This is a genomic window from Paenibacillus terrae (assembly GCF_000943545.1).
GTDB classification, from domain to species: Bacteria; Bacillota; Bacilli; order Paenibacillales; family Paenibacillaceae; genus Paenibacillus; species Paenibacillus terrae_A.
On sequence record NZ_JTHP01000032.1, the window covers coordinates 1 to 24886 of the forward strand.

Below are 24886 nucleotides of genomic sequence, written 5' to 3' on the forward strand. Positions count from 1 at the left end.
TTTGACCCATTTCCCCGGTATAATAGAGTTCATATGCATTGATAGTTACATAGAAAAGCATGTCCCAAAACACTGAAAAGATGGTAGTCATTCGTTGGAATATGATCGTTCTATGGAAAAAGAGTTTGTAAGAAAACAAAGAAATGGAGGTTGTAAAAAATGTCTTTTATTCACATTATTGGATCACTGGCGATGGGTTTTTATTTATTGCTCCCCTTCGTGGTTGGCAAAATCGACAAATTGGCTCCTAGCGTACAGGAAGGAACGATATCGGCTGTTCAGCTATTGAACCGTTTGGCTCAATTCGCACTTATCCTTGTGCTTGTTAGCGGTATCTATATGATTTTTGCCTGGGGTCCATATTCCGTAGCATGGATCGTGGTCGTTTTGTTGTTGTTTCTCGCCATTTCTGGTATCGCTGGGGCCATGGGTAAGCCGTTACGGCTGGCGCTGGAAGCGATTCGTAACCAACAACCTATTACGCAATACGCTGGCAAAATGCGAATGTTCAGTACGCTGCTTGCCGTCTTCATGATCTTGATTACGTTTTTAATGATATATAGCGATATTATTTAATTAAGCATTTGGCGAGCGCCTGTAATCGAATGATGATAAATGCTAAATTGAAAAAAGCGGTCTGTGCTGAATAAGCATAGGCCGTTTTTTTGTGCGCTCAAATAACTACATTTTTCTTTTTTCGTTTAACGGATAACTTTGTGTGGTAAATCAGGAGTAGAGCGGATGCAAATGTTGCATCCTAAAAAATATCTGATTTTGAAGGGAGAATGTACAATGCCTAAAAGTAACCAACCTCAGCAAACCTTGCCCCCACAGCATCAGGACCAGCAACCGGGGATAGAGTCCAAAATGTCGCCTGCACCCCAGTTTGAAAAACCAACTTACAAAGCCGCTGGCAAGCTAACAGGTAAAGTTGCACTTATTACTGGTGGAGACAGTGGAATTGGACGGGCTGTAGCTGTCACGTACGCAAAGGAAGGTGCTGACGTAGCTATCGTCTATCTGAACGAGCATAAGGATGCTGAGGAGACAAAGCACCAGGTAGAGCAGGAGGGCCGCAAATGCGTACTGATTCCAGGCGATATCGGAGATGACCAATTTGCCAAAAAAGCAGTTCAACAGACGGTTAACGAGCTGGGCAAGCTGGACATAGTCGTGAACAATGCCGCAGAGCAGCATCCACAGCAGAAGCTGGAGGATATCACGAAAGAGCAGCTGGAGCGTACATTCCGTACGAATATTTTTGGTATGTTCTTCCTGACGCAAGCGGCATTGCCTCATTTGAAGAAAGGCAGCGCCATTGTGAATACCACGTCGATTACGGCCTATGCCGGGAACAAGACACTCATTGATTATTCATCCACCAAAGGGGCGATTACTTCATTCACCCGTTCCCTTTCGCTCAATTTGGTCGATCAAGGCATTCGGGTAAATGCTGTAGCACCGGGTCCGGTCTGGACACCGCTAATCCCTTCGACCTTTGATGCCAAGACCGTCAGTGAGTTCGGAGGCGCACAGCCGATGAAACGTCCCGGTCAGCCGGAAGAATTGGCACCAGCCTATGTGTACCTTGCTTCGGATGATTCATCTTATGTAAGCGGGCAGGTTATTCATATCAACGGCGGTGAAGTCGTCAACGGATAAGAGAGAGGTTGGGGCAACGTGTGCCCTGACCTTTTTTCCTTTTTAACAGTGGAACAAAAGGCAGGTAGCCTGTAGAATGGGACTTAACTTATATAAAGGATGGGCATATTTATGAAGTCGTTTCGTTTCAGGCTTACCTTGATTATGCTGATTCTGATCGGCGTATCTGTCCTTGCTGCTGGAATCACCATGGGACAAATCTTTAAAAACTCGAACATGAAGGTGCTTGAGGAAAATATGGGGCGTGAGATCGACCTGCTTCGTGCTACATTTCCTTTTGTCAGCGCAGACGCTCTTTCCAGTACCGATTACGTCTCCTACTATTCGGAAAAGGCAAAGGAAATTGCACGTCTGACGGACTCACGGGTGACCTTCATTCGCAAGGATGGAACGGTTGTTGGCGATTCACTAAGCGATCCGCGAAAGATGGAGAACCATGCATCACGTGAAGAAATCCGGGAAGCCGCGTCAGAAGGAATCGGACGGACGATACGCTACAGTGAAACTTTGCAGCGGAATATGCTGTACGTGGCAGAGCCTGTCATATCCGACAAGGGGTTCGACGGATATATTCGTTTGTCCATGAATCTGAAAGCAGTAGAGGAAGGTGTGCAGCGTGGCTGGACGGCAATTGGCATTGGTCTGGTCTTGTTGTTCCTTGCTGCTGGATTGGTCAGTTACCGTATCGCGCGTGGCCTAACCTCACCTATTGAGCATATTACAGGCGTAGCCAATCGTATTTCCGGGCTGGATTATGACGCAAGAGTTGGCGTACAGCGCCGGGATGAGGTAGGGCAGTTGGGGGAAGCCATTAACCGTATGGCAGACAGCCTGCAAAACCAAATGAAAACGATACGTGATAATGAGGATTTGCTTCAGAGCGTCATGAGCAATATGACCGGAGGGATTCTCATGATTGATGCCGGGGAGCGGATTGCGCTTGTGAACCGCGAGTCTGAGCGGATGCTCGGTGTCACTAGCAAACGGGTGACGGACAAGCCGTATCATGAGCTGAAAAAGCACTACGAGCTGACGAAGCTGATCGAGGGCAGTATACAGAGCCGCGAAAGACTGCATGGTGAGGTCCATCTGTATAATCCCGAGGAACGGCTGATTTTGCTCGATGGTGTGCCGATGTATGAAGATGAAGGCAGATATCGCGGCATGCTGTTCCTTTTGCAGGATATTACAGCTATTCGGCGGCTGGAAAATATGCGGAGCGAATTTGTGGCGAATGTTTCCCATGAGCTAAAAACGCCGATTGCCGCAGTCAAGGGCTTTGCTGAAACGTTGCTCGGTGGCGGGGTTAAGGATGAGGAAACATCCCGTTCCTTTTTGCAAATTATTTATGATGAAAGCGAACGGCTGAATCGGCTGATCGGCGACATTCTGGAGCTGTCCAAAATTGAATCCAAGCGTTCTCCGCTGGATTGCTCTCCGGTTCATGTATCCTCGTTTATAGAATCATTGCTGGAAAAATTGAATAATGTAGCTGCTAAAAAAAGAATTACACTGCATATGGATGTCCCGGATGAACTGTTTATGGAGGCGGATGAAGATAAGCTCCAGCAGATTTTTGTAAACCTTCTGTCTAATGGCATTAACTACACACTCGACGGTGGCAAGGTGAAAATCAAGGTTGTAACGGTACAGCGGGAGAATGACACGGAGAAGGTCGTATTTACGGTTAGCGATACGGGCATCGGGATTCCAAAGAAGGACCTGCCACGCATCTTTGAGCGCTTTTACCGGGTAGACAAAGGTCGTTCGCGCAACTCGGGTGGAACAGGTCTGGGATTGTCCATCGTCAAGCATTTGGTGGACCTGCATCATGGGATGCTTTCCGTAGAAAGTGAGCTTGGTTTGGGCACGACATTTACGATTGAATTGCCGTTGTTGCAACAGGAAGAATGAACTAGATCGATTTTTACATTCTGTTAACAATGCCGTGATAAAATATACGGGTGTCGCATGAGTATGGAAAAGATTTTGGAATTTTGACCAATGCGCCTTTAAAAGGTAAACAGGAGATGAATTTATTTATGGGACAACGCTTGCTGGTTATTGAGGATGAACCAACGCTTGCCAGATTGCTATCCTACAATTTGATACAAGAGGGTTATGAAGTAGATACGGAGGATCACGGCAGTGCAGGGTTTGAAAAAGCCTCCAGAGAGTCCTACGATTTGATTCTGCTGGATTTGATGCTGCCCGGTATGAACGGACTGGATATTCTGAGCAGACTTCGCCATCAGGGACTAACGACTCCGATCATTATTTTAACAGCCAAAAACGGCGAAGCCGAGGTTGTCCAAGGATTGAAATCAGGAGCGGACGATTACATCACGAAGCCTTTCGGTGTTTCTGAGCTGCTGGCCCGCGTAACGGCTGTGCTGCGAAGAACTTCCGGTGGGGATGAAGGGGTGCTGTCCGATCAGAAAGACGGCTCCAAGATTCAATTAGGCGAGCTGGAGATTTATCCTGAAAAATATGAAGTCATTCTCGGAGGACAATCTATCAGCTTAAGGCCGAAGGAATTTGAGGTGCTTCTCTACTTGTCCCGTAAGCCGGGCGTGGTATTGACTCGCGACGATCTGATGAACGCGGTTTGGGGCTTCGACTACATTGGCGGTCAACGGACGGTGGATGTGCATGTTAGCTCATTGCGCAAGAAGCTGGAGCTGGATCCCGATTCGGTTCATATTGATTCGATTCGCGGAGTCGGATACAAACTGGTTGTTAATAAAAAAAGAAGCGCTTCTCATTTACTATAAATGAGGAGCGTTTTTCTTTATGTTCGATTTTTGTATGCGACGATTTTTGTGTCCATTTCGTGATTTTACATTTCGTTAACATAAACAAACGTTACAATCAACAAATGACCGATATGATGTTCCCGTCACTTCAAGTAGTTAAAAAAGGGGACTTCAGAACGATGATAACGGAACCAAAGACCCAGCCGAGTTCCACTGCCGTGATTGAACGTGAATCTAACAAGCCAATTACTACCTACGTGCCTTGCCGGGAGGTTCCGATCATTGGTACGGATATGTCTTGTAAAGAGCTATTAGCACTAATGAAAACGCAGGAAGACATTCCTTGTGTCATTGTCGTTGATAAAAATGGCCTTCCGTTGGGCATTATTATGAGAGATGCGTATAACCGCCATTTTACGGGCAGGTTTGCTGCGGCTCTGTTTTATGACAAGCCTGCTGCGATATTTGCCGACCCCGATACATTAATTGTGGATCTGGAAAGCCCGGCATCGGACATTGTAGAGCAGGCGATGCTGCGCCAAGATCAACGATTTTACGATTGTTTGTTAATTAAGGAGGGGACGAGGTTACTTGGCGTGCTAACGATTCGTGATATCCTGACGGTTGTACAGCGAATGCAAAGAGAAGCGGACGAGCATCGGGGTAAGGTGGTTCGGCATAGCTATGATGGTGCCCATCGGATTCAGACAACTGTGCTGGATGCCGCTAAAGAGGCCGGTGACAGTGTGCGTCTAACCCGCTCGATGAGTGAATTATCACGCCGTGGCAAAATAGAACTGGAAGATGTTCTGCTCTCCTATCGTGCAGTCACAGAGCAAATGAAGCGCCAGCATGAGCAGATTACAGCGCTTACCCAATCGCTGAATGACATTGCAGGCATGGCTTCCTCCATCCGCGCACTCGCGGATCAAAGTGGACTGCTGGCGATCAACGCTTCAATTGAAGCAGCACATGCCGGCGAACACGGGCGTGGCTTCCAGATCGTGTCTCAGGAGGTGCGGAATATGTCACTTCAGACGAAGGTCTTTTCCGCACAGATTACAAGCTTGCTTACAGATATTGAACAAATGCTGCGTGACACTGCCGATCTGACGGATACGAGCATACAGCAGATTAATAGCGGCTCCCGGTATATATCCGCTGGAACCCAAACGTTTACCCAACTGTTACAGGCCGTTGCTGAAATTGAGACCAAAAACAACGAAATGTCCCGTTCCGCAGAGGAAGCGGCTTTGAATGCAGCCGGGATTGCACAGGAGCTGGAGCTTATGCTGAATTCCTGATCATTTTACATACCGTTAACAAATCCACCACACTGAATTTACACACAGCTTATATAATCTTCATATTGTGCAAATCAGGTGCAATGCTTGAGGACCATAACTGCAACACGAAGGAGATCATAAATCAATGAATGATTCCGTTATTCGGATTGATAAGCTGAACTTGTATTATGAAAATTTTCAAGCGCTGAAACATATAAACCTGGATATTCCTGAAAAAACGGTAACAGCCTTCATCGGACCGTCCGGCTGCGGTAAATCTACCTTGCTGCGTACGCTGAATCGGATGAACGATATGATCCCAGGAACGCGTATTGAAGGAACGGTGAGTATCGCAGGTCAGGATATATATGGCGATACGATGGAAGTAGAAGCCCTGCGCAAGCAGGTGGGAATGGTTTTTCAACAGCCTAATCCGTTTCCTAAATCTATTTATGATAACGTGGCATACGGTCCGCGTCTGCATGGAATCCGGCAAAAGGACAAGCTGGACGAACTTGTTGAGCAAAGCTTGCGGCAGGCGGCACTCTGGGAAGAGGTTAAGGACTTTCTCAAGCGTTCAGCCCTGAGCTTGTCCGGTGGACAGCAGCAGCGTCTGTGTATTGCCCGGGCGCTTGCTGTGCAGCCGGATATTCTGCTCATGGATGAGGCAACGTCAGCCCTGGACCCGATCTCCACGATGAAGATTGAAGAACTGGTTCAAGAGCTGCGCGACAGGTATACGATTGTTATGGTGACGCATAACATGCATCAGGCGGCTCGTGTGTCCGGTCGGACTGCGTTTTTCTTGAACGGTGTCGTGGTAGAGGCGGCGGATACAGAGACGATGTTTTCCACGCCGCAGGATTCCCGTACGGAAGATTATATTTCCGGCCGATTCGGCTAAAGCCAACCAGATAGTAATGCCAGGAGGGGTGACTTCGAAATGATACGCAGAAAAGGTTTTGATGAAGGATTAGATGAGCTGAGAGCCGTACTGCGCGAAATGGGTGCACATGTATCGAAGGCACTCGATCAGGCCATTGAATGTTTGCAGACCAATAATACGGAATTGGCCCAGCAGGTGGTCAAAAATGATGCATCCCTCAATGCGCTGGAAGAGAACATTCTCGATATGGGCTCCAAGCTCATTATTACCCAGCAGCCGGTAGCCAAGGATTTACGCCGGATCATTGTTGCTTTTAAAATTTCCAGTGATCTGGAAAGGATGGGGGATTTGGCACTCGATATTGCCAAGGTCACGCTGCGTCTGGAAGGGCAGCAGGTCATCAAGCCGTTGGTGGATATTCCGCAGATGGCTTCGATCGTCAAAGAAATGATTGACGACGCAATTACATCCTATCTGGATGAAAATACAGATTTGGCTTATAAAATGGCCAAAGAGGATGATCGTGTAGATTCCATGTATAGCCATATGATCAGCAATCTGTATGTGTTTATGGTAGAAAAGCCTGAGGAAGCTCCACAAGGCATGCTGCAACTGCTCGTCGGACGATATATTGAACGGATTGGTGACCATGCGACGAATATCGGTGAAAGCACTGTATATCTCGTGACAGGGGAGCGACCAGATTTGAACCAGTAGGGCTTTTTAGGTATATAGCGGTTGTTTCTGACCCAGACTTGTCTTTGTGCAAAAGGCGAATCTGGCTAGGAAACAGCCGTTTTTTTCTGAAAAAGGAGCCTTTATGTTAAGATAGGAAAAGGAATGCGTAAAGCGAAAGAACCTTTCGATGCATTGATGAACTTGCGAGGTGCTAAATGGATAAACTTATGCTTATAGATGGCAACAGTATCATTTACCGGGCGTTTTTCGCTATACCGCCGTTAACGAATTCGAGCGGACAGCAGACGAACGCGGTGTACGGATTTACAACGATGTTGCTGCGGCTTTTGGAGGAGCACAAGCCGACACATATACTGGTTGCCTTTGATGCCGGAAAAATAACGTTCCGCCATACAGGATACGAGGATTACAAGGGTGGACGGGAGAAAACGCCGCCGGAGCTGTCCCAACAATTCCCGCTGCTGAAAGAGCTGTTGACCGCCTTCGGCATTGCCCAGTTTGAGCTGGATGGCTATGAGGCGGACGATATCATTGGAACCCTGTCTAAAACTGCGGACGAAGCTGGTTTTAACGTGCTGGTGGTTACTGGAGATAAGGATATGCTTCAGTTGGCTTCGGACAACGTCACTGTCGGCTTAACCCGCAAAGGGGTTACCGAGGTGGAGACATACGGACCTGAACAGATTCAGGAGCGTTACGGCTTGAAGCCGTTGCAAATTATCGACCTCAAGGGTCTGATGGGCGATACGTCGGACAACATTCCCGGGATTCCGGGTGTGGGGGAAAAGACAGCGCTCAAGCTGCTGCACCAGTATGGATCGGTCGAAGAGGTGCTGGCGCATACAGATGAGCTGAAAGGCAAAATGAAAGAGCGCGTTGAAACGCATGCAGATGATGCACGGATGAGCAAGGATTTGGCGACCATCTATCGGGATGTAACGCTGGACAAGCAACTGGAGGATGTCGTCTTCGGTGGGCTGCAAGCTGAAACGGCGGGACCTGCGCTGGCGAAGCTGGAGTTCAAGTCCTTGCTGGAGCGTTTATCCTTTTCGGGTGAGGTTGGCAGTGCTGGAATAGACGTAGAGGAAGCTGCGGCTGACGTGACCGTATTGGACGAACAGCGGATTAGCGAGCTGGTAAATGTACTAGATACCGTCGATCTGCTACATGTAGAGACCCATGGCGATAATCCGCATCATGCTGAAATTGTGGGTCTGGTCTTTGGCGGAGCGGGGCGACAGTTTTTTATGACCTTGGATGTACTGCAAACTGATGCAGCCAAGCCTGTCCGTGAATGGCTCGCCGATGCTGGGCGCAAAAAGCGGGGGCATGATTTGCACCGTACGGATTTAGCCTTGCATTGGCACGGGATTGAATTTGCCGGGGCGGAGTTCGATGTACAGTTGGCCGGATATTTGCTGGACCCGACGGATGCAAACCAGTCGCTGAGCGGATTGGCAGCCAAGCATGGCTTGTCCTCGATTCGTCCGGACGATGAAGTCTTCGGCAAAGGCGCTAAATATAAAGTACCTGATGTGGATGTGCTGTCCGATCATGTGGCGCGCAAGGCGGCGGTGATTGAAGCGCTGGTGCCTGTACAGCAGGCCGAGCTGGAAAAAACGGAAATGCACAAGCTCTTCCATGAGCTGGAGATGCCGTTGTCTCGCATTTTGGCGGATATGGAGAAGCAGGGCATTTTGGTGAATGTGGAAGAACTGCGCGCTTTGGGTAAAGAATTTGAAGCCCAGATTGAAACGCTGGTGCGCGAGATTTACATCATTGCAGGTGTAGAGTTCAATCTGAATTCGCCCAAGCAGCTAGGTGAAATTTTGTTCGATAAGCTGGGCCTTCCTGTTATCAAAAAGACGAAAACCGGGTACTCCACCGATGCCGAGGTACTGGAAAAGCTCGCTCCATATCATGATATTGTGCAAAACATTTTGCAGTACCGTACGATTGCGAAACTCCAATCCACGTATGTGGAAGGATTACTTAAGGAAATTTCGGATAAAACGGGCAAGTTGCATACGTATTTCCGGCAGACGGTTGCAGCAACCGGACGATTGAGCAGCCAATTCCCAAATTTGCAAAATATTCCGATTCGTCTGGAAGAGGGACGTAAAATCCGTAAGGTATTTGTGCCGTCCGAGCCGGGCTGGTCTATTCTCGCGGCGGACTATTCGCAGATCGAGCTGCGAGTGCTGGCTGATATTTCGGATGATGAGCGCTTGAAGGAAGCCTTTGTCCACGATATGGACATTCATACGAAGACCGCGTCCGATGTGTTCGGCATCCCTGCGGAAGACGTAGATTCTAACATGCGCCGTTCTGCCAAGGCGGTTAACTTCGGGATTGTCTACGGGATCAGTGATTACGGTTTATCGCAAAATCTGAATATTACGCGCAAGGAAGCGGCTCGCTTTATTGACCAATATTTTGACGTGTTCCAGGGCGTTCGTCGTTACATGGATGATATTGTGAAGGATGCGAAGCGGGACGGATACGTAAAAACGCTGCTGGAACGCAGACGTTATTTGCCGGAGATTAACGCCAGCAACTTCAACCTGCGTTCGTTCGCGGAGCGTACCGCCATGAATACGCCGATTCAGGGTACCGCAGCCGATATTATCAAGCTGGCGATGGTACAGATGGACGCTTCGCTTCGCGACCGTAATCTTCGCAGTCGTATGCTGCTTCAAGTACATGATGAGCTTGTTTTCGAAGTTCCGCCGGAGGAAATGGAAACGATGAAAGAGCTTGTCCCGGCTACGATGGAAGCGGCGCTGAAGCTGTCTGTACCGCTCAAAGCGGAAGTTAGCTATGGAAGTAATTGGTATGAAGCGAAATAAGTTATTTCAACGAGTAGATAGTCCCAATTTAACGCTGCTTCCGTTATAATATAGGGTGAGGTGAAGACATCATGCCGGAATTACCGGAAGTAGAAACGATTAAACGAACGTTAAACGAGCTTATCGTCGATAAACATATAGATCATGTGACCGTGAATCTGCCGCGCATTATTCAGCGGCCTGATGATATACACGCTTTTTCTATGGAATTGGCTGATCATCGCATTACAGGAGTGGAGAGACGCGGGAAGTTTTTGCGGATTCTGCTGGACGGGCTGGTGCTCGTTTCCCATCTCAGAATGGAAGGACGGTATGGCCTCTATTCGCAAAATGATCCTGTGGAAAAGCATACTCACGTTATCTTTCATTTTACGGATGGTACGGAATTACGCTATCAGGATGTTCGCCAATTCGGCACGATGCATTTATTTGCAGAAGGACAGGATTTGCTGGAAAAGCCGCTGAACAAGCTCGGTTTGGAGCCGATGGACGAGTCCTTTACACCGGAGGCACTTCGCGCCGCTGTGGGGACCCGTTCGACTTCGATCAAGGCTGCGCTGTTAAACCAGTCATATGTCGTGGGCATCGGGAATATTTATGTGGATGAATCATTGTTTAAGGCGGGGATACATCCGGCACAGCTGGCCAAAAGCTTGGATGACAACCAATTTCGTGTGCTGCATGAAGCAATTATCTCTACATTGAGCGCGTCGATTTTGGTCGGAGGCTCGTCCATCAAATCATTCGTCAACGGTCAAGGCCAATCGGGCGACTTCCAGCATCAATTGCAAATCTATGGACGTAGCGTTAAGCCTTGTGTTAACTGTGGTACATTGATCGAAAAATCCGTCGTAGCCGGACGTGGTACACATCATTGCCCGGTCTGCCAACCTCTGCGTTAAACAGGTACAGTCACCCAAAGCCCATTCCTCTCATATATTGATTCCAAGTACCAATACTGCGAAGGGTTCCGGCTGCTTTAGGGCCCTTCCTTCGCAATGGGAGGGAATTGGAGTGGCTAATCATTGGGGAGCCCTGCTGCTGTTGGCATTTGCACTAAGTCTGGACAGTTTTGGAGTCGGTGTTACGTATGGGCTGCGCAAAATGAAAATTCCACTGCTATCCATTGTCATCATTTCAGTATGCTCAGGTTTGGTCATCGGCATATCCATGCAGCTAGGCGCATTGTTGTCCCAGGTTCTGTCTCCTGTATATACGACGGTTTTTGGCGCTGTCATTCTGATTGGGATTGGCTGCCACTCTTTGTATCAGTCCCTGCATCGCAAGGAAGATTTGATTGATGATCATGATCCTGTGAGCAGAAATGTTCTGGAGGGTGAGAAATCTTTAGAAGTGCAAGAGGAACGGACCGTATTTTCTTTGGAATTGCGCAAATGGGGTCTCGTTATTCGGATTCTCCGAAGTCCGTCTGCTGCAGATATGGACCGTTCAGGCAGTATATCCGCTACGGAGGCGATTTGGTTAGGTATCGCTTTATCGGTAGATGCGTTCGGTGCAGGATTGGGAGCAGCTATGCTGGGCTTCCAGCCACTCGCTACCGCGCTGGCTATTGCATTATTCAGCGGGACATTTTTGATTGCTGGTATGAAAGCAGGTTTCTGTCTGTCGGCATTCCGATTTATGAAGGCGCTGGGTGTGTTACCGGCATTATTATTGATTATGATGGGCATATTGAAGCTGTTATGAGGTGAAAGAGCATGAATATCGGATTAACCGGAGGTATTGCTACCGGTAAAAGCACCGTGTCGGCTCTACTGGTCGCCAAGGGTGCGCTGCTGATCGACGCAGATGCCATTGCCCGGGAAGTGATGCTTCCGGGGCACCCGGTGCTGACGGCGGTCATACAGCATTTTGGACAAGCTGTGATGAACAGTGATGGGACTCTGCACCGCAAAAAGCTGAGCGAGATTGTATTTGGAGACCCTGTCCTGAGGCAGGCGCTTAACGATATTACACATCCTGCGATTCGTGAGGAAATGCGTATGCGTATGGAATCTTACGAGCGGGAACATCCGGACAAGCTTGTTTTGGCGGATATCCCGTTACTGTATGAGTCCGGGCTGGAGAGCTTGTACGATGAAATTATGGTGGTATACGTACCACGCGATGTGCAGCTCCAGCGTCTGATGCTCAGAGATGGATTGACCGAGGAACAAGCCGGACTTCGGTTATCCGCGCAAATGGATATTGAACAAAAAAGAAGCCTGGCCGATATCGTCATCGACAATAGTGGAACACAGGCTGAAACAAAACAGCAAATTGATCAATTCTGGCAGCGAAAGGGACTGGCATGAATATTTTGCGCAAAAAAAGAGTCCTGCTGACTTTGTTTGTTGGGTTTGTCTTGATTCTGTTTTTTAATTCAAACTGGATGTCGTGGTTCTATCCGATTCAATATAAGGATGAGATCCGGCAATACTCGCAGACGTATGAAGTGGACCCGTTTTTGGTGGCGTCCATTATCCGTGTTGAGACGAACTTTAAGACCAGCAAGCAGTCGCACAAGGGTGCACTGGGACTCATGCAAATCATGCCCGATACGGCGAATTGGATTATGGACAGCGCCCAGATCCAAAAGGTTCCGCTGGATAGCGTCAAGCACGAGCCAGGCACCAACATTGAGCTGGGAACCTGGTATGTGCATAACCTGTCGGTGAAATTTAAGGATAATCCGGTAGCTATCGTTGCGGCTTACAACGCAGGCCCCGGTAAAGTGCAGGAGTGGCTGGATAAGGGCGTATGGGATGGGAAAGAACAATCCATCAAGCAAATCCCCTTTGGCGAGACACGACATTATGTACAGCGGGTTATTTACTACTACAGGCAATACACAAAAATTTATAATCAGTTTTAACGGATGGCGAGGCTACATGCAAATATGTCATGACAGAATGAGTCTGATGGCATTAAAATGAAAAAAGCGCAGGACAGACTGTTTTTAGCAGTCCGTCCATACACTTTCCTTGTTGCTTCTGCGTTATTACTGCGATTATTGGTATTGACCTGCCAATTGTTGTTCGGCGATCGTTACGAGGCGTTTTGTGATATAGCCCCCGATCGAACCGTTCTCATAGGAAGTCATGTTACCTTGGTATCCATCTTGAGGAATGCTGATACCCAGCTCTTGAGCGATTTCAAATTTCATTTGCTCCAGAGCGCCGGAGGCTTTGTTGACTACCAGGTTGTTGGAGTTGCCATTGTTTCCTTGTGCCATTGTTGTTCACCTCCTCGCGACGTGGTAAACATATTATGAACCGTTTTGACAAAATTATTACGAAAAAAGTATAGAGAATTTATTGGAAAAAGAAAGTGGTGAATTTATGAAATGTCCTTACTGTGCCTACAATGGAACAAAGGTGCTGGACTCGCGGCCAGCGAATGACAACAAGTCCATCCGCCGCCGCCGCGAATGCGAGCAATGTGCTAGGCGTTTTACCACCTTTGAAATGGTGGAGGAGACTCCACTGATGGTCATTAAAAAGGATGGCAGCCGTGAAGAATTCAGCCGTGATAAAATGCTGCGCGGTCTCATTCGGGCCTGCGAGAAGCGTCCCGTATCTGTCGAGCAACTGGATATGATCGTATCCCAGGTGGAAAACGCTATCCGCAACACAGCCGCTACTGAGGTGGACAGCCAGCAGATCGGCGAACTGGTCATGGAACAGCTCTATCCTGTTGATGAGGTTGCCTACGTGCGCTTTGCGTCCGTCTATCGGCAGTTCAAAGACATCAACATGTTTATGAAGGAACTGAAAACACTGTTATCCAAAGACACAGCCAGCGACTGATCGCTGGCTGTGTCTTGGTTGATGGCGGAAGGGTAATAATTTTTTTATTAAAGTATTGACACAGGGATGAAAATTTTATATGATATAGAAGTCGCTTGAAACGTTTTTAATTACATATAATGGGGCCTTAGCTCAGCTGGGAGAGCGCATCGCTGGCAGCGATGAGGTCAGGGGTTCGATCCCCCTAGGCTCCACCAATTTTATATTATGGACTCTTAGCTCAGTTGGTAGAGCAGTTGACTCTTAATCAATTGGTCCAGGGTTCGAGTCCCTGAGAGTCCATCCTTTAGAAAAACGGCAGAGATGCCGTTTTTTTATTTTGAATTTAGCTTTGTTTTCCTTCGTGGTCACACGTTTGGTCACAGAAGGCCCTACTTTCTTGATGAAAAATAAACGCCATGTTCTCTTTAATGAGGACACGACGTTTATTTTAGTTTTACTCCATGCTTTTAAGAAAGGCAGTCATCAACCTATGAACTTGTTACTTGTGATCAAATCCGTTAAAGTCCCTGAGCATTCCGATAAAATTTTCAAGTTGTTCATCGTCCCATCTTGAAATGTGTTCGTAAAATACAAATTCTTTCTCTTTTAGAGCATCAATCGTCTTTTGGCGCCCAAGCTCAGTGAGGGATAGAAGTATTCCTCGACGATCATCAGGAGAGGCCTCCCTTTTCACATAACCTAAAAGCTCAAGTTGTTTGACAAGACGGCTAACCGAACTGCGATCCATAGCTGTTGATTCCGCCAGCATAGTGGCGCTTGTTGGGCCATACGAGTAAAGCCAACGGATAATATGGAAACCCGCAGGTTGTATTGAAGGATCGAAACGTGCTGCAGTTTTGACATTTAGCGCATGTGAGGCGCTTATGAGGGCATTGATTTGCTCGCCGAGCCCCAGTTCCAATTGGCCTCTCGGCGTATTTTTGTGTCGATCATCATTCATCCTATTTCACCTAACCTTAATTGATAAAGTAAATCATTCAAGTCAATTAATTGACATATATCAACCAAAATAATATAGTTGATTTATATCAAGTATATGACTGCGTCAGCTGCATGTCAAAACTTGAGACGGGTCTAACGGAGTAAAGCAATGAACGGCCAATTACATTGACATTGACAATGACTATTCAGCACAAAGGAGAATCACCATGATGGCTAATCCGATTGTTGTAATAACTGGTGGAACGAGTGGTCTGGGGCAACTCGTTGCGATTGAATTGGCTAAACGTGGTACTCATCTTGTCATGACAGCCAGGAGCAAGGATCGCGCTGAAGCTACTAAAAAAATTATAAAAGATATGATTCCCTCAACAAAAGTAGACTTTTTTTTCGGGGACCTATCCTTAATGAAAGATGTCAGACGTATGGGGAACGAGATTTCAACTGCATACCCCAAAATAGATGTGCTTTTGAATAATGCAGGACTGCATGCATTCGAACAACGGGTAACCTCCGAGGGATTTGCAGAAATGATAGCTGTGAATTATTTAGCACCGTGGTTATTGACACACGCCTTACAGCATTCCTTGAAAAATGCAGGAAGCGCTAGAATTGTAAATGTTGCTTCTGAGGCTTCACGCAATCATGGCGAGCTTAAGCTCCCTGAGGATTTGACCAATATAGCTCCTTTTACTTCCAGAGGCTCATCTGCAATATATGGGAAAACCAAGCTGTATAACATTATGTTTACTGGTGAACTGGCACGTCAATGGACTGGAACGGGAATCAGTGTTAACGCTCTGAATCCAGGGTTTAATGTTACAGGTCTCGGACGTGAGCTCTGGTTTGCATCAATGCTTGAGCGTTTTTTGAATTTTTTTCATATTGGTGATCCACGCAGAGGAGCTGATATTATGACTCGTTTAATTGTGGATCCACAGTACCAGGCAGTTACAGGAGGGTATTTTAATGTCGGAACCGGACATTCAATTGTACCTGTAGACCCCGGTGGAGATATTGCTATGCAAAATAAACTGTGGAATTGTACGAAAGAATTACTACAACAAAGAGGTCTTCTTAACTATATGACCTGATTTTATGGATTACAGCGGTAAACTTAGGACTGTTTTGTAAAAATCTAAGGTGGGGTTCACGTCAATTGAATCCATAAAGCTAACTAACGAGGGGCCTAAAAAATAGGAGAATAGGCGTAGCATGAAAAAGGTTTGATCATTTATAGTATAGATATCGTTTTTATGCTATATAATTGGACTTTTTCGCTTAATACGATGCAGAGGACTGAAAGACGTTCCTCAATATTTTGTAATGGAGGCTTTGCTTGTGGATAACGTTTTCTCGGAGTGGGCAGAGTCCCATTTTCCTTTATATACTGCTGACAGTATCCATTCGCTGTACAGCACCTCGAATTTTCCGATGTATAAGATTCATGAGAGTGTAACCGTACTGATTGCGATTGCCAGCGGCAAAGGTATTCTCAGGATTAATGATCAAATGTACGAGCTCATGGAAGGGAGCATCATTCTTCTCCCGGCCCATAGCCATGCCGCTTTAATTACGAATCTCCAGCAACCACTTCATGCTTATAAGCTTTTAATCCGTACGCGAGAGCAGGCAAATCCTCTACCCACAGGTGTAATGATGCGGAAAAGCGAGGTGGCCTCAAATGCTAATATTCAGTTTTTCCCTTATGAACCTGCGATTGTGGCCCATGTGGAGGAGCTGTATATCCATCGTTTACCTGCTAGTGAAGCCCGTCATGTGCAGAATCAAATTATATTTCACCAAATCATTCTTCTACTGTTGAAACAGCAGGAGGCCAAGTATGCTGCCAGTGAGCAGCCGTCGATGGAACACAGTATTACTTATTTGGAAAACAACTATAGCGAAAAAATAACGCGTGAGCAATTGGCCTCGATTGCAGGCGTAAGCCGATCACATTATTCTATCCAGTTTAAGCAGTTTACCGGTTTTTCCCCGAACGAATATTTGTCGCGGCTGCGCGTTCACCGAGCCAAAGAGCTGTTAATTAGCGGATCAGGCACGCTCCGGGAAATTGCGATGAAGGTAGGTTACAAGGATGAATTTTATCTAAGCCGTCGTTTTAAGCAGCATACAGGAGCATCACCTTCAAGCTACAACCGCGGATCATCCCAGCGTGTGGCTGTATTGCTCATACCTTACGCCAGCCATCTGTTGCTGCTTGGGTTGGAACCTGCTGTCACCATTTCGGAAAGCAGCGAATATGTGAAGACGAATGGTCTGGAGCCGCCGCAAACGATGAAGTTTATAAGCACGAACTGTTCTGCTGAACAGGTGAACTCGGTATTGCTCGATACCAACATTGAGCTGATCATTGCAGCCAAACAGCATTTGCACCAATATGGGTTGAATCCTGAGCATTTGCGAGTTGTAGCGCCTATCGTGGAAATTTCATGGATGGAAATGGGATGGAAAGAGCATCTGCGTCGTATTGCACATGCTGTTCAGCGGAGCGATCGGGCAGAGCAGTGGTTGGCTGTTTTTGAAAAGGAAGAACAGGCAGCCCGTTCACTGGTGCAGCAATGCGGAGTCGCTAATGAAATCATAACGATTTTGGTGATTAAGCCGGATAAGCTGCTCGTTTACGGAGCGAGAAATGTCGGATATATTATCTATCAATCGCTTGGACTACGGCCTCCTGAATTGATCGGGCAGGAGATGAAGAAGCTAGGGGATCAATTTCATTCCATTCCCATTGAGATATCCCAACTCGCAGCTTATGCAGGGTCTCAATTATTGGTTGCAGTGTTTCCGGATGAGAAGGGCTCCACCGCACATAGTGAAATGATATTCAAGTCCTCCTATTGGAACAGCCTTCCCGCTGTACAGCGGAATAATGTACGTCTGCTTGACCTGGATGAATGGTTGCCCTACAATCCGGTTTCTATTCGTTTACAGCTTCAACGCGCGGTAGCTTTATTTACAAGTAACCAATAGTCCAAGTCATTTTCCAAACAAAAAGGCATGGTTCGGCGCATAGTGGTTCCATATAATTAGTTCATACAAATGAGAATGAATTTCATAATCAATGAAAAGAGTACTAAGTTCAAGATTAGTATCTTATCTACGATATGATGATTCATTGAACATAGCGTTTTGAAAGGGAGAGAGTTATTTTATGAGAAAGCTTTTTATTCCGCTGGTACTTTTACTTGTGGTTGTATTGAGTGCTTGTGGCGGAAATCAGGCGAACAATGCCGAGAATGGTAAAAGTTCGTCCTCTGAGGCTACTTCGGACTCGAAATCGAAATCTACCACATTTGTCTATCAATCCGAGAATGGCCCCGTGGAGGTTCCGACCCATCCGCAACGCGTCGTTGTGCTTACCAGGTTCTTGACGGGTAACGTGATGGCGCTCGGTGTGCCTCTAGTCGGCGTGGACGAAATGTCCAAGACCAACCCGAATTTTGAAGAGAAGCTGAAAGGCGCAGAGGCGGTTACGGACGAAAGTCTGGAGAAGATCATCGAGTTGAATCCGGATCTTATTATCGGGCTTTCAGATATTAAGAACGTCGATAAATTTAAGCAAATTGCTCCTACTGTCACTTATACATATGGCAAGGTGGATTTCTTAACCCAGCAACGTGAAATCGGAAAATTGTTGAATAAAGAAAAAGAAGCACAAGCCTGGATCGATGATTTTACAGCCCGTGCCCAAAAAGCCGGAAAAGAAATCAAGGCGAAGATCGGTGCCAACGCGACGGTTTCGGTCATCGAGACATTCAATAAGCAGCTCTATGTCTATGGCGATAACTTTGGACGAGGAACAGAAATTCTCTATCAGGAGTTCGGACTCGCCATGCCGAAGAAAGTCAAGGAGGCGACCCAGAAAGAAGGTTATTTTGCCTTATCGTCTGAGGTTATGAAAGATTACCTGGGTGACTATGTCATTTTCAGTAAAAACGCGGATGAGGACAATTCGTTCCAGAATACCGAAACGTACAAGAATATTCCCGCGGTCAAGAATCAACATGTCTTCGAGACTAACGCGAAGGCGTTCTACTTTAACGATCCACTGAGCATGGAATACCAATTGAAATTTTTTATTCAACACTTTCTTGGTCAGTAGGGGTTGATCCCTATTTCGGGACCGCAACGCTTAGGGTCGTCTACGATTGAAATCATGGCAACGATTCGTCTTTCGTTGTGAATCATTTTTATTCGATGCGAAGGAACTGGTTATTTAACAGTTTCTTCGCATATTTCATTAAAGAAGAGATGAGAGTCCGATGAAGATTAAACAACATGCTTTTCCCTTTGCATATAAGCTTCTTGGCAGCGTGCTGGCGCTCATTTTGTGTTTCATTATTTCAATGGTATTTGGTGCAGCGGAAACAACGCTCCACGACCTGTGGCTTGCTCTCACCTCGGGTACCAAGGATGACAAAATTCTCATCCTGCGCGAGATTCGGCTGCCCCGCGAGTTGGCGGCGATGCTGGTCGGTGCCGCTTTTGCCGTATCCGGAGCGATTATGCAGGGAGTTACCCGCAATCCATTGGCCGATCCGGGCTTGCTGGGCCTGACTTCCGGCGCTAATATGGCGCTCGCGTTGGCTTTCGTATTCTTCCCGGGGATCAACTACTTCGGCATTATGGTGGCCTGCTTTCTCGGTGCTGCTCTGGGCGCAGTTTTGGTCATCGTCCTTGGCTCAATGCGCCGAGGCAACCTGTCCCCGATCCGAGTCGTTCTGGCGGGAGCGGCTGTATCCGCGTTTCTGTATGCCATCTCGGATGGCGTCAGCATCGCATTTAAGATTTCAAAGGATGTATCCATGTGGACCGCCGGGGGTCTGATCGGAACGACGTGGGGACAAATACAGGCCATTGCACCAGTCATCCTTCTCGGCATTATGGTAGCTCTGATGCTTTCCAACCAACTGAGTATTCTCAGACTGAGTGACGAAGTGGCGGCAGGATTGGGCCAAAATCTGGTATGGATCAAATCCATCCTGTTTGTCCTTGTCATTGTGATTACGGGCGCATCGGTTGCGCTTGTCGGAAACATGGCATTCGTGGGTCTAATGATTCCTCATATCGTCCGCAAGATGGTTGGCACCGATTATCGGTATATCCTGCCTTTTTCGACTTTTGCGGGAGCTACGTTCATGCTGCTCGCAGATACGCTGGGCCGCACGATTAATGCACCTTACGAGACGCCAGTGGCAGCCATCGTGGCGATGCTAGGCTTGCCCTTCTTTCTGCTCGTTGTGCGTAGAGGAGGTAAAGCTTTCTTATGATCCTATCCGCTCTTGTTCGAAAACAACGCCTGATCCTGCTCGTCAGTTTAGGGCTAATCATTCTAACAGCTACAGCAGGCATGGCGTGGGGGTATTCCTCTTTATCGTTTGACAGGCTGATCCCTGTTTTGTTCGGTCAAGGTACCTTCAAAGAAGAATTTGTTCTGTTCTCCGTCCGGCTGCCAAGGATTTTTATTACGTTGCTATCGGGTATGGCGCTTGCGTTATCCGGCTCTATACTGCAAAGTATCACCCGTAACGACTTGGCCGACCCAGGCATCATCGGCATTAATTCTGGGGCAGGCGTAGCGATTGCGTGCTTCTTTCTGTACTTCCCGATCGATGTCGGATCGTTCATCTATGTTCTGCCGCTTGTCGCTTTTATTGGCGCATTGGTAACAGCAGCTTTGATCTATGTTTTCTCGTATAGCCGAACGAGCGGACTTGATCCCATCCGGCTGGTGTTGGTCGGGGTTGGTTTCTCCCTTGCGTTGTCGGGGATTATGATCGTAATCATCTCCTCGGCTGAACGCTCGAAGGTCGATTTTATCGCGAAATGGATTGCGGGCAATATATGGGGCACGGACTGGCCGTTCATTTGGGCGCTGCTTCCCTGGCTGATCCTGCTTATCCCTTTTACCTTGTACAAGTCTCAACGGCTCAATCTTCTTGCTTTGAGCGAGCCGTCGGCGATTGGCGTCGGTCTGAAGCTTGAACGGGAACGCCTCGTTCTCATTCTGACGGCGGTCGCTGCGGCTGCATCTGCGGTATCTGTCACGGGTGGTATCGCGTTTATCGGGTTGATGGCCCCGCACATGGCCAAGGCCTTGGTCGGGCCACGCAATCAGTTGTTCATTCCCGTCGCCGTTTTACTCGGTGGATGGCTGCTGTTAACCGCGGACACAGTCGGTCGCAATCTCACAGATCCCGACGGTATTCCCGCAGGCATCATGGTGTCGTTAATCGGTGTGCCTTATTTTGCTTATTTACTGCTTAGGAAGTAGCTCCGACACGAAGTCGGGTAGGTTAATTCAGGTAGTCCAGAGCTAGAGAGCTAGAGTCCCGCATTATCAATCCTTAAAAAACGGCAGAGATGTCGTTTTTTATTAGTTTATACGAATTGGTTACTGCCAGCATTACAGCGAGGTACTAAAATACTTTTAACGCTGGCTGACATAATCGGCGAGGATTTTCAAGTACTCATCATTTACCAATTTTCTGGGGGCAAATACGGCTGTTAAAAAAGTTAGAGATTTTGAATGCGCGACTTTTTCATTCATCATGGAATGGTCGGCTTCAGGTAAACGGATGACGGACAGCAGCTCTGAAGGCACCTTCTGTCGATATACTCGTTCAGTATCTTTTACATCAACGTTAATATCTTTTCCAGCCAGAACCAAGAGTACAGGAGAATTAAAGTAGCCTAATTCTTCGGTGGAATCAGACCGGAAATTTTTGCCTATAAAGCTCCATCTTTCTTTGGAAATCAAATTGTCTGGGTTGGCTATTTTCAGGTATTCTTCATAAGAAGCTTGTTTTTGTAGTAATTGCAAAATCTGTTGATTGTAGTCCAATCTCTTTGTAATTTCTTGCGGAGTAGCCCCTTCCTGTTCCATCTCTTTTCTGGTGTTAAATTGCCCTTGTGTAATCCAGATCACGGCGGGCGATACAAGGATGCTGAAAGCAATATTGTGCTCCTTTTTAACGATCTTCGGAATGACCCATCCTGCTTGACTGGCTCCCCATAGGCCGATTTTTTGCTTATCGATCATTGGTAAGGTTCTCGCCCAGTCTATTGCATATCGGATCTCCTGTGCCCGGTCCTCCATGCTTTGATCCTGCCAATTTCCAGGAGCGCCATTAATACCGGGCTTATTCAAGGATAAGGAGGCGTAACCCTTGGAAGCGAACCTTTCCCACAGTGGTTTGTATCCATCATCATATGTGTCATTGATAGGACCATCCCCATGGACAAAAACAACCAGTCCAATCTTTCCCGAGTGGTCCTTAGGCAAAGCTAATGTACCCGTTAATACCCCTTTAGGAGTCGTAATTTGTATTTTTTCTTCCGTCATCTTGTAGGAATTTTGATATAGAATAATCAATATTAAGGCAACAGCTAGACCTGACGCAATACCAAGGGTAAGCTTGGATGTTTTTTTCAACGGTGTTCTCTCCTCGAATGCAGTTTAGTTTCTTTCCAAGTCATCAGATGCCATACAGGCTCCTTGAACCAAAAATGCCGCAACCCATTGCATTTGGATTGTTCTACTTCAAACGCTAGTTTCTGATACAAACGGATGGCCCCTTGGTTCTTATGCGCTACATGAAGCGTCAACACATGAAAACCGGATTCAACCGTAAATTGCTGTGCGAAAGCTAGAAAACGTCGTCCTATTCCCTGATTACGATGACTTGAGTGAATCGCCAAATGATCAATATAGCACTCATCTGCGGCAGGCTTATATTCCAGCACATGCATACCTGTCAAAAATTTAAATACATTGAAGCAGCCAAACTGTTTTATGAGCGGAGCCCAAGAAATGGGTTTTGTTTTAGGGAGCGAAGAGGAAGGTGCTTTCCATTTGAGGGAGAGAACACCGACAACTTCTTGGTTCTTTTTAACTACAAATTGCTTCATAGTTGAAGGATTAGGGTCTTGAACCCAGACCTTCATGAGTAACTGCTGTATATCCTGATCCTCCAGTGTAACAAGAGCTTGAAATTTAGTTTTAAATGATTCCACCAAGAGCTTACATACAGCTTCATAATCTTGCTTTTGATAAGCAACAATGTCAATTGATTCTGGACTCATGTAACGGCCTCCCGCACTCTAAGAAGTTTATTTTACTTTTACTTGAATCTCATATTGCAGCTTGTTGTTGTCGAACATGGATAGGTAGGATTTTTCTACTAGAATAATCTTGCTTTGGCACTTATATTGGTGCTGAGTGACATAGCGCTCTAATTGTTGGATTTCATACTCAATCTCGTCGTCTTCAGTGACGGAAAAATGCTTATAAAGATAGCTGCCTTCTTCCAGCATATAGTCAGCTGTATCTGTCATATCTGTCGTTTCATAACATAGCTTCACTTGTCCAGAGTCAGATAGATAATGCAGATCATTTTCAAATAACTGAGGTGGAGCGGGTCGTTGTTCGAATAAATCTCTGGCAGTGAGCTCTTGATCTCTCTCAAATGCAAACCACAGCTTTAAATGTCGGGGACCTAGCAGCCTAATCTGATACTCATTGTCCTGATGAGTGAGGTTATGATGTTCTTTTAGCACTTTGTGAATAAACTGTTCGAGCAACTTCAAATTAGTTATTTCATCCTGTACCCTCTGCAGCGAATCCTCTAAAAGCTGGTTGTAATCATCGGCAGCGTAGGAAGTCATGCATTCTTCAATCTGACCCACAGAGACATTTAATTTACGTAGCAATAAAATATGGGAAAGCTGATAAATTTCATGAAGCCCGTACATTCGATATTGATTTTTTTCTGTGTATGACGGATACAGGATCCCCTTTTCTTCAAAATATCGCAGTTGATGTACAGATACATTCATAAGCTGTGAAAGCTGGCTGATCGTAATGTGTTCTTTCAATGACAAGACTCCTTATGGTGTAGTTGAATAACTTCACTATAAACCTTAGGTCAGACCTAAGGTCAATAGCAAATTGACGACAGCAAAGGATGAGCAAATGAACGAACATAAATGATTTACCTGTCAGTGATAACCCGTTATAATTATAAGATTAGTGAGCATAAACAAGATGCTTAGGATGAAGGTTAGAATGGGGAAATCATGTTGAAGACTTTCAAAAAGGTATATATTGAAATTACAAGTATCTGTAATCTCGCTTGCAGCTTTTGCCCTCAGACGCAGCGTGTTAAAAAATTTATTGATCCGGAAATTTTTCGCGACGTTCTTGATCAGGTCAAGCCGCATACGGATTTCATTTATTTGCATGTAAAAGGAGAGCCGTTGCTCCATCCGAAGATTGATCTTTTGCTGGAGAGCGCTCATGAAAAAGGATTGAAGGTGAATATTACCACCAACGGCACTTTGCTGCCCAAAACCGGACATAAGCTGTTGGGCCAACCCGCGCTACGTCAGATGAATTTTTCGCTTCACAGCTTTGACGGGCATGAAGGCTCGGTAGATCGGGAAGGGTATTTGGGCAATATTTTTACGTTTGTAAGGGAAGCTGTGAAGCATAATGTCATTATTTCGTTCCGTCTCTGGAACCTGACTCAAGATAATTTGACTAATGTGCAGCGTCAGCGCAACCGGGAGACACTTGAGCGACTGGAGCAGGAGTTTGGGCTGGACTACCGGATTGAGGAAAAGGTTATACCTGGGAGTGGGATTAAAATTGCCCCCAACGTTTATTTGAATCAGGATCACGAATTTGAATGGCCTAGCCTGAGTGCCCCGGAGGATGATGGCAAAGGCTTTTGCCATGCGCTTCGCAGCCAGGCGGCGGTATTGGTGGATGGAACAGTTGTCCCTTGCTGTCTTGATGGGGAAGGCGTCATTAATTTAGGTAACGTGCATGAGCAATCTTTTTCCGACATTGTTGAAGGGGAGCGCGCAAATCGCTTGTACTTCGGGTTCTCCAAAAGAGAAGCGGTGGAAGAGCTGTGCCGCAAATGCGGGTACCGTAAACGATTTGGAACATAACTGAGATTTGGCA

At 46.7% G+C, this 24886-nt stretch carries 24 protein-coding genes and 2 tRNA genes; 21 read left to right on the plus strand and 5 right to left on the minus strand.

Annotation, left to right across the window (positions count from 1 at the left end; translation table 11 throughout):
• Window positions 1-159 precede the first annotated feature (159 nt).
• The 12 genes from QD47_RS15880 (at window position 160) to QD47_RS15935 (ending at window position 13013) form a co-directional block, all read left to right on the plus strand.
• The gene (locus QD47_RS15880; protein ID WP_044647063.1) at window positions 160-576 is read left to right on the plus strand and encodes a hypothetical protein; all 417 of its coding nucleotides are present in this window, start codon (window positions 160-162) and stop codon (window positions 574-576) included.
• Window positions 577-792: 216 nt separating this feature from the next.
• Window positions 793-1662 (plus strand): SDR family oxidoreductase, encoded by an 870-nt coding sequence (locus QD47_RS15885; protein ID WP_044647121.1) that lies wholly within the window; start codon window positions 793-795, stop codon window positions 1660-1662.
• A 111-nt stretch (window positions 1663-1773) separates the two neighbouring features.
• Window positions 1774-3576: a two-component system histidine kinase PnpS gene (gene pnpS / locus QD47_RS15890; RefSeq protein WP_044647064.1), complete on the plus strand. Its 1803-nt coding sequence runs from the start codon at window positions 1774-1776 to the stop codon at window positions 3574-3576.
• A 128-nt stretch (window positions 3577-3704) separates the two neighbouring features.
• A complete protein-coding gene (locus QD47_RS15895; protein WP_044647065.1) occupies window positions 3705-4436 on the plus strand; it encodes a response regulator transcription factor in 732 nt (243 codons plus the stop codon).
• A 161-nt stretch (window positions 4437-4597) separates the two neighbouring features.
• A complete protein-coding gene (locus QD47_RS15900; RefSeq protein WP_044647066.1) occupies window positions 4598-5722 on the plus strand; it encodes a methyl-accepting chemotaxis protein in 1125 nt (374 codons plus the stop codon).
• A gap of 127 nt (window positions 5723-5849) precedes the next feature.
• Complete coding sequence (pstB, locus tag QD47_RS15905) at window positions 5850-6608, plus strand: phosphate ABC transporter ATP-binding protein PstB (protein ID WP_044647067.1); 759 nt, start codon at window positions 5850-5852, stop codon at window positions 6606-6608.
• A 39-nt stretch (window positions 6609-6647) separates the two neighbouring features.
• Window positions 6648-7307, plus strand: coding sequence for a phosphate signaling complex protein PhoU (gene phoU / locus QD47_RS15910; protein WP_044647068.1), 660 nt, complete (start codon window positions 6648-6650; stop codon window positions 7305-7307).
• A 176-nt stretch (window positions 7308-7483) separates the two neighbouring features.
• Window positions 7484-10138: a DNA polymerase I gene (gene polA, locus QD47_RS15915; protein WP_044647069.1), complete on the plus strand. Its 2655-nt coding sequence runs from the start codon at window positions 7484-7486 to the stop codon at window positions 10136-10138.
• Window positions 10139-10209: 71 nt separating this feature from the next.
• Window positions 10210-11040 (plus strand): DNA-formamidopyrimidine glycosylase, encoded by an 831-nt coding sequence (gene mutM / locus QD47_RS15920; RefSeq protein ID WP_044647070.1) that lies wholly within the window; start codon window positions 10210-10212, stop codon window positions 11038-11040.
• Between the two features lie 112 nt (window positions 11041-11152).
• Window positions 11153-11845 (plus strand): sporulation membrane protein YtaF, encoded by a 693-nt coding sequence (gene ytaF / locus QD47_RS15925; protein WP_044647071.1) that lies wholly within the window; start codon window positions 11153-11155, stop codon window positions 11843-11845.
• Between the two features lie 11 nt (window positions 11846-11856).
• Window positions 11857-12453, plus strand: coding sequence for a dephospho-CoA kinase (gene coaE, locus QD47_RS15930; protein ID WP_044647072.1), 597 nt, complete (start codon window positions 11857-11859; stop codon window positions 12451-12453).
• Window positions 12450-13013, plus strand: coding sequence for a lytic transglycosylase domain-containing protein (locus tag QD47_RS15935; RefSeq protein ID WP_044647073.1), 564 nt, complete (start codon window positions 12450-12452; stop codon window positions 13011-13013). Before coaE ends, QD47_RS15935 begins: the two co-directional genes overlap by 4 nt.
• A gap of 135 nt (window positions 13014-13148) precedes the next feature.
• On the opposite strand, the gene QD47_RS15940 is transcribed toward QD47_RS15935, so the two are convergent.
• Entirely contained in the window at window positions 13149-13373 is a 225-nt protein-coding gene (locus QD47_RS15940) for an alpha/beta-type small acid-soluble spore protein (protein ID WP_044647074.1), read from the minus strand.
• Window positions 13374-13479: 106 nt separating this feature from the next.
• Between QD47_RS15940 and nrdR the strand changes: the two genes are divergently transcribed.
• The 3 genes from nrdR (at window position 13480) to QD47_RS15955 (ending at window position 14229) form a co-directional block, all read left to right on the plus strand.
• Complete coding sequence (nrdR, locus tag QD47_RS15945) at window positions 13480-13947, plus strand: transcriptional regulator NrdR (protein WP_013309614.1); 468 nt, start codon at window positions 13480-13482, stop codon at window positions 13945-13947.
• Window positions 13948-14068: 121 nt separating this feature from the next.
• A tRNA-Ala gene (locus tag QD47_RS15950) sits at window positions 14069-14144 on the plus strand.
• A 12-nt stretch (window positions 14145-14156) separates the two neighbouring features.
• A tRNA-Lys gene (locus tag QD47_RS15955) sits at window positions 14157-14229 on the plus strand.
• A 199-nt stretch (window positions 14230-14428) separates the two neighbouring features.
• Here the strand turns inward: QD47_RS15955 and QD47_RS15960 are convergent.
• A complete protein-coding gene (locus QD47_RS15960; RefSeq protein ID WP_044647075.1) occupies window positions 14429-14890 on the minus strand; it encodes a MarR family winged helix-turn-helix transcriptional regulator in 462 nt (153 codons plus the stop codon).
• Between the two features lie 208 nt (window positions 14891-15098).
• On the opposite strand from QD47_RS15960, the gene QD47_RS15965 reads away from it, so the two are divergent.
• The 5 genes from QD47_RS15965 to QD47_RS15985 all read left to right on the plus strand — a co-directional run bounded on the left by QD47_RS15965 (window position 15099) and on the right by QD47_RS15985 (window position 21190).
• Complete coding sequence (locus QD47_RS15965; protein WP_044647076.1) at window positions 15099-15983, plus strand: SDR family NAD(P)-dependent oxidoreductase; 885 nt, start codon at window positions 15099-15101, stop codon at window positions 15981-15983.
• A gap of 247 nt (window positions 15984-16230) precedes the next feature.
• On the plus strand, window positions 16231-17886 hold the full coding sequence (locus tag QD47_RS15970; protein WP_044647077.1) for a helix-turn-helix domain-containing protein: 1656 nt from the start codon (window positions 16231-16233) through the stop codon (window positions 17884-17886).
• A 181-nt stretch (window positions 17887-18067) separates the two neighbouring features.
• Window positions 18068-19018, plus strand: coding sequence for an iron-hydroxamate ABC transporter substrate-binding protein (locus QD47_RS15975; RefSeq protein ID WP_044647078.1), 951 nt, complete (start codon window positions 18068-18070; stop codon window positions 19016-19018).
• Between the two features lie 160 nt (window positions 19019-19178).
• Window positions 19179-20186 carry a FecCD family ABC transporter permease gene (locus tag QD47_RS15980; RefSeq protein ID WP_044647079.1) on the plus strand — a complete coding sequence of 336 codons (1008 nt, stop codon included), beginning with the start codon at window positions 19179-19181 and terminating at the stop codon, window positions 20184-20186.
• Window positions 20183-21190, plus strand: coding sequence for a FecCD family ABC transporter permease (locus QD47_RS15985; protein ID WP_044647080.1), 1008 nt, complete (start codon window positions 20183-20185; stop codon window positions 21188-21190). Before QD47_RS15980 ends, QD47_RS15985 begins: the two co-directional genes overlap by 4 nt.
• Before the next feature lie 156 nt (window positions 21191-21346).
• On the opposite strand, the gene QD47_RS15990 is transcribed toward QD47_RS15985, so the two are convergent.
• Genes QD47_RS15990 through QD47_RS16000 form a run of 3 tightly spaced genes read right to left on the minus strand, consistent with a single transcriptional unit; the run spans window position 21347 to window position 23793 of the window.
• Window positions 21347-22351 carry an alpha/beta hydrolase family protein gene (locus QD47_RS15990; RefSeq protein WP_044647081.1) on the minus strand — a complete coding sequence of 335 codons (1005 nt, stop codon included), beginning with the start codon at window positions 22349-22351 and terminating at the stop codon, window positions 21347-21349.
• Entirely contained in the window at window positions 22348-23001 is a 654-nt protein-coding gene (locus QD47_RS15995) for a GNAT family N-acetyltransferase (RefSeq protein WP_044647082.1), read from the minus strand. The genes QD47_RS15990 and QD47_RS15995 overlap by 4 nt, the downstream gene beginning before the upstream one ends.
• A gap of 27 nt (window positions 23002-23028) precedes the next feature.
• Window positions 23029-23793 carry a helix-turn-helix domain-containing protein gene (locus tag QD47_RS16000; protein ID WP_044647083.1) on the minus strand — a complete coding sequence of 255 codons (765 nt, stop codon included), beginning with the start codon at window positions 23791-23793 and terminating at the stop codon, window positions 23029-23031.
• A gap of 201 nt (window positions 23794-23994) precedes the next feature.
• On the opposite strand from QD47_RS16000, the gene QD47_RS16005 reads away from it, so the two are divergent.
• Window positions 23995-24873 (plus strand): radical SAM/SPASM domain-containing protein, encoded by an 879-nt coding sequence (locus QD47_RS16005; protein WP_044647084.1) that lies wholly within the window; start codon window positions 23995-23997, stop codon window positions 24871-24873.
• Window positions 24874-24886 lie beyond the last annotated feature (13 nt).

Coding starts and splice junctions, on each gene's coding strand:
- polA (WP_044647069.1), top strand. CDS start 7,484: ATGGATAAACTTATGCTTATAGATGGCAACAGTATCATTTACCGGGCG.
- QD47_RS15900 (WP_044647066.1), top strand. CDS start 4,598: ATGATAACGGAACCAAAGACCCAGCCGAGTTCCACTGCCGTGATTGAA.
- QD47_RS15895 (WP_044647065.1), top strand. CDS start 3,705: ATGGGACAACGCTTGCTGGTTATTGAGGATGAACCAACGCTTGCCAGA.
- QD47_RS15985 (WP_044647080.1), top strand. CDS start 20,183: ATGATCCTATCCGCTCTTGTTCGAAAACAACGCCTGATCCTGCTCGTC.
- QD47_RS15980 (WP_044647079.1), top strand. CDS start 19,179: ATGAAGATTAAACAACATGCTTTTCCCTTTGCATATAAGCTTCTTGGC.
- pnpS (WP_044647064.1), top strand. CDS start 1,774: ATGAAGTCGTTTCGTTTCAGGCTTACCTTGATTATGCTGATTCTGATC.
- QD47_RS15885 (WP_044647121.1), top strand. CDS start 793: ATGCCTAAAAGTAACCAACCTCAGCAAACCTTGCCCCCACAGCATCAG.
- coaE (WP_044647072.1), top strand. CDS start 11,857: ATGAATATCGGATTAACCGGAGGTATTGCTACCGGTAAAAGCACCGTG.
- QD47_RS15880 (WP_044647063.1), top strand. CDS start 160: ATGTCTTTTATTCACATTATTGGATCACTGGCGATGGGTTTTTATTTA.
- QD47_RS15935 (WP_044647073.1), top strand. CDS start 12,450: ATGAATATTTTGCGCAAAAAAAGAGTCCTGCTGACTTTGTTTGTTGGG.
- pstB (WP_044647067.1), top strand. CDS start 5,850: ATGAATGATTCCGTTATTCGGATTGATAAGCTGAACTTGTATTATGAA.
- QD47_RS15995 (WP_044647082.1), bottom strand. CDS start 23,001: ATGAGTCCAGAATCAATTGACATTGTTGCTTATCAAAAGCAAGATTAT.
- QD47_RS16005 (WP_044647084.1), top strand. CDS start 23,995: ATGTTGAAGACTTTCAAAAAGGTATATATTGAAATTACAAGTATCTGT.
- QD47_RS15940 (WP_044647074.1), bottom strand. CDS start 13,373: ATGGCACAAGGAAACAATGGCAACTCCAACAACCTGGTAGTCAACAAA.
- phoU (WP_044647068.1), top strand. CDS start 6,648: ATGATACGCAGAAAAGGTTTTGATGAAGGATTAGATGAGCTGAGAGCC.
- QD47_RS15960 (WP_044647075.1), bottom strand. CDS start 14,890: ATGAATGATGATCGACACAAAAATACGCCGAGAGGCCAATTGGAACTG.
- mutM (WP_044647070.1), top strand. CDS start 10,210: ATGCCGGAATTACCGGAAGTAGAAACGATTAAACGAACGTTAAACGAG.
- QD47_RS15965 (WP_044647076.1), top strand. CDS start 15,099: ATGATGGCTAATCCGATTGTTGTAATAACTGGTGGAACGAGTGGTCTG.
- nrdR (WP_013309614.1), top strand. CDS start 13,480: ATGAAATGTCCTTACTGTGCCTACAATGGAACAAAGGTGCTGGACTCG.
- QD47_RS15975 (WP_044647078.1), top strand. CDS start 18,068: ATGAGAAAGCTTTTTATTCCGCTGGTACTTTTACTTGTGGTTGTATTG.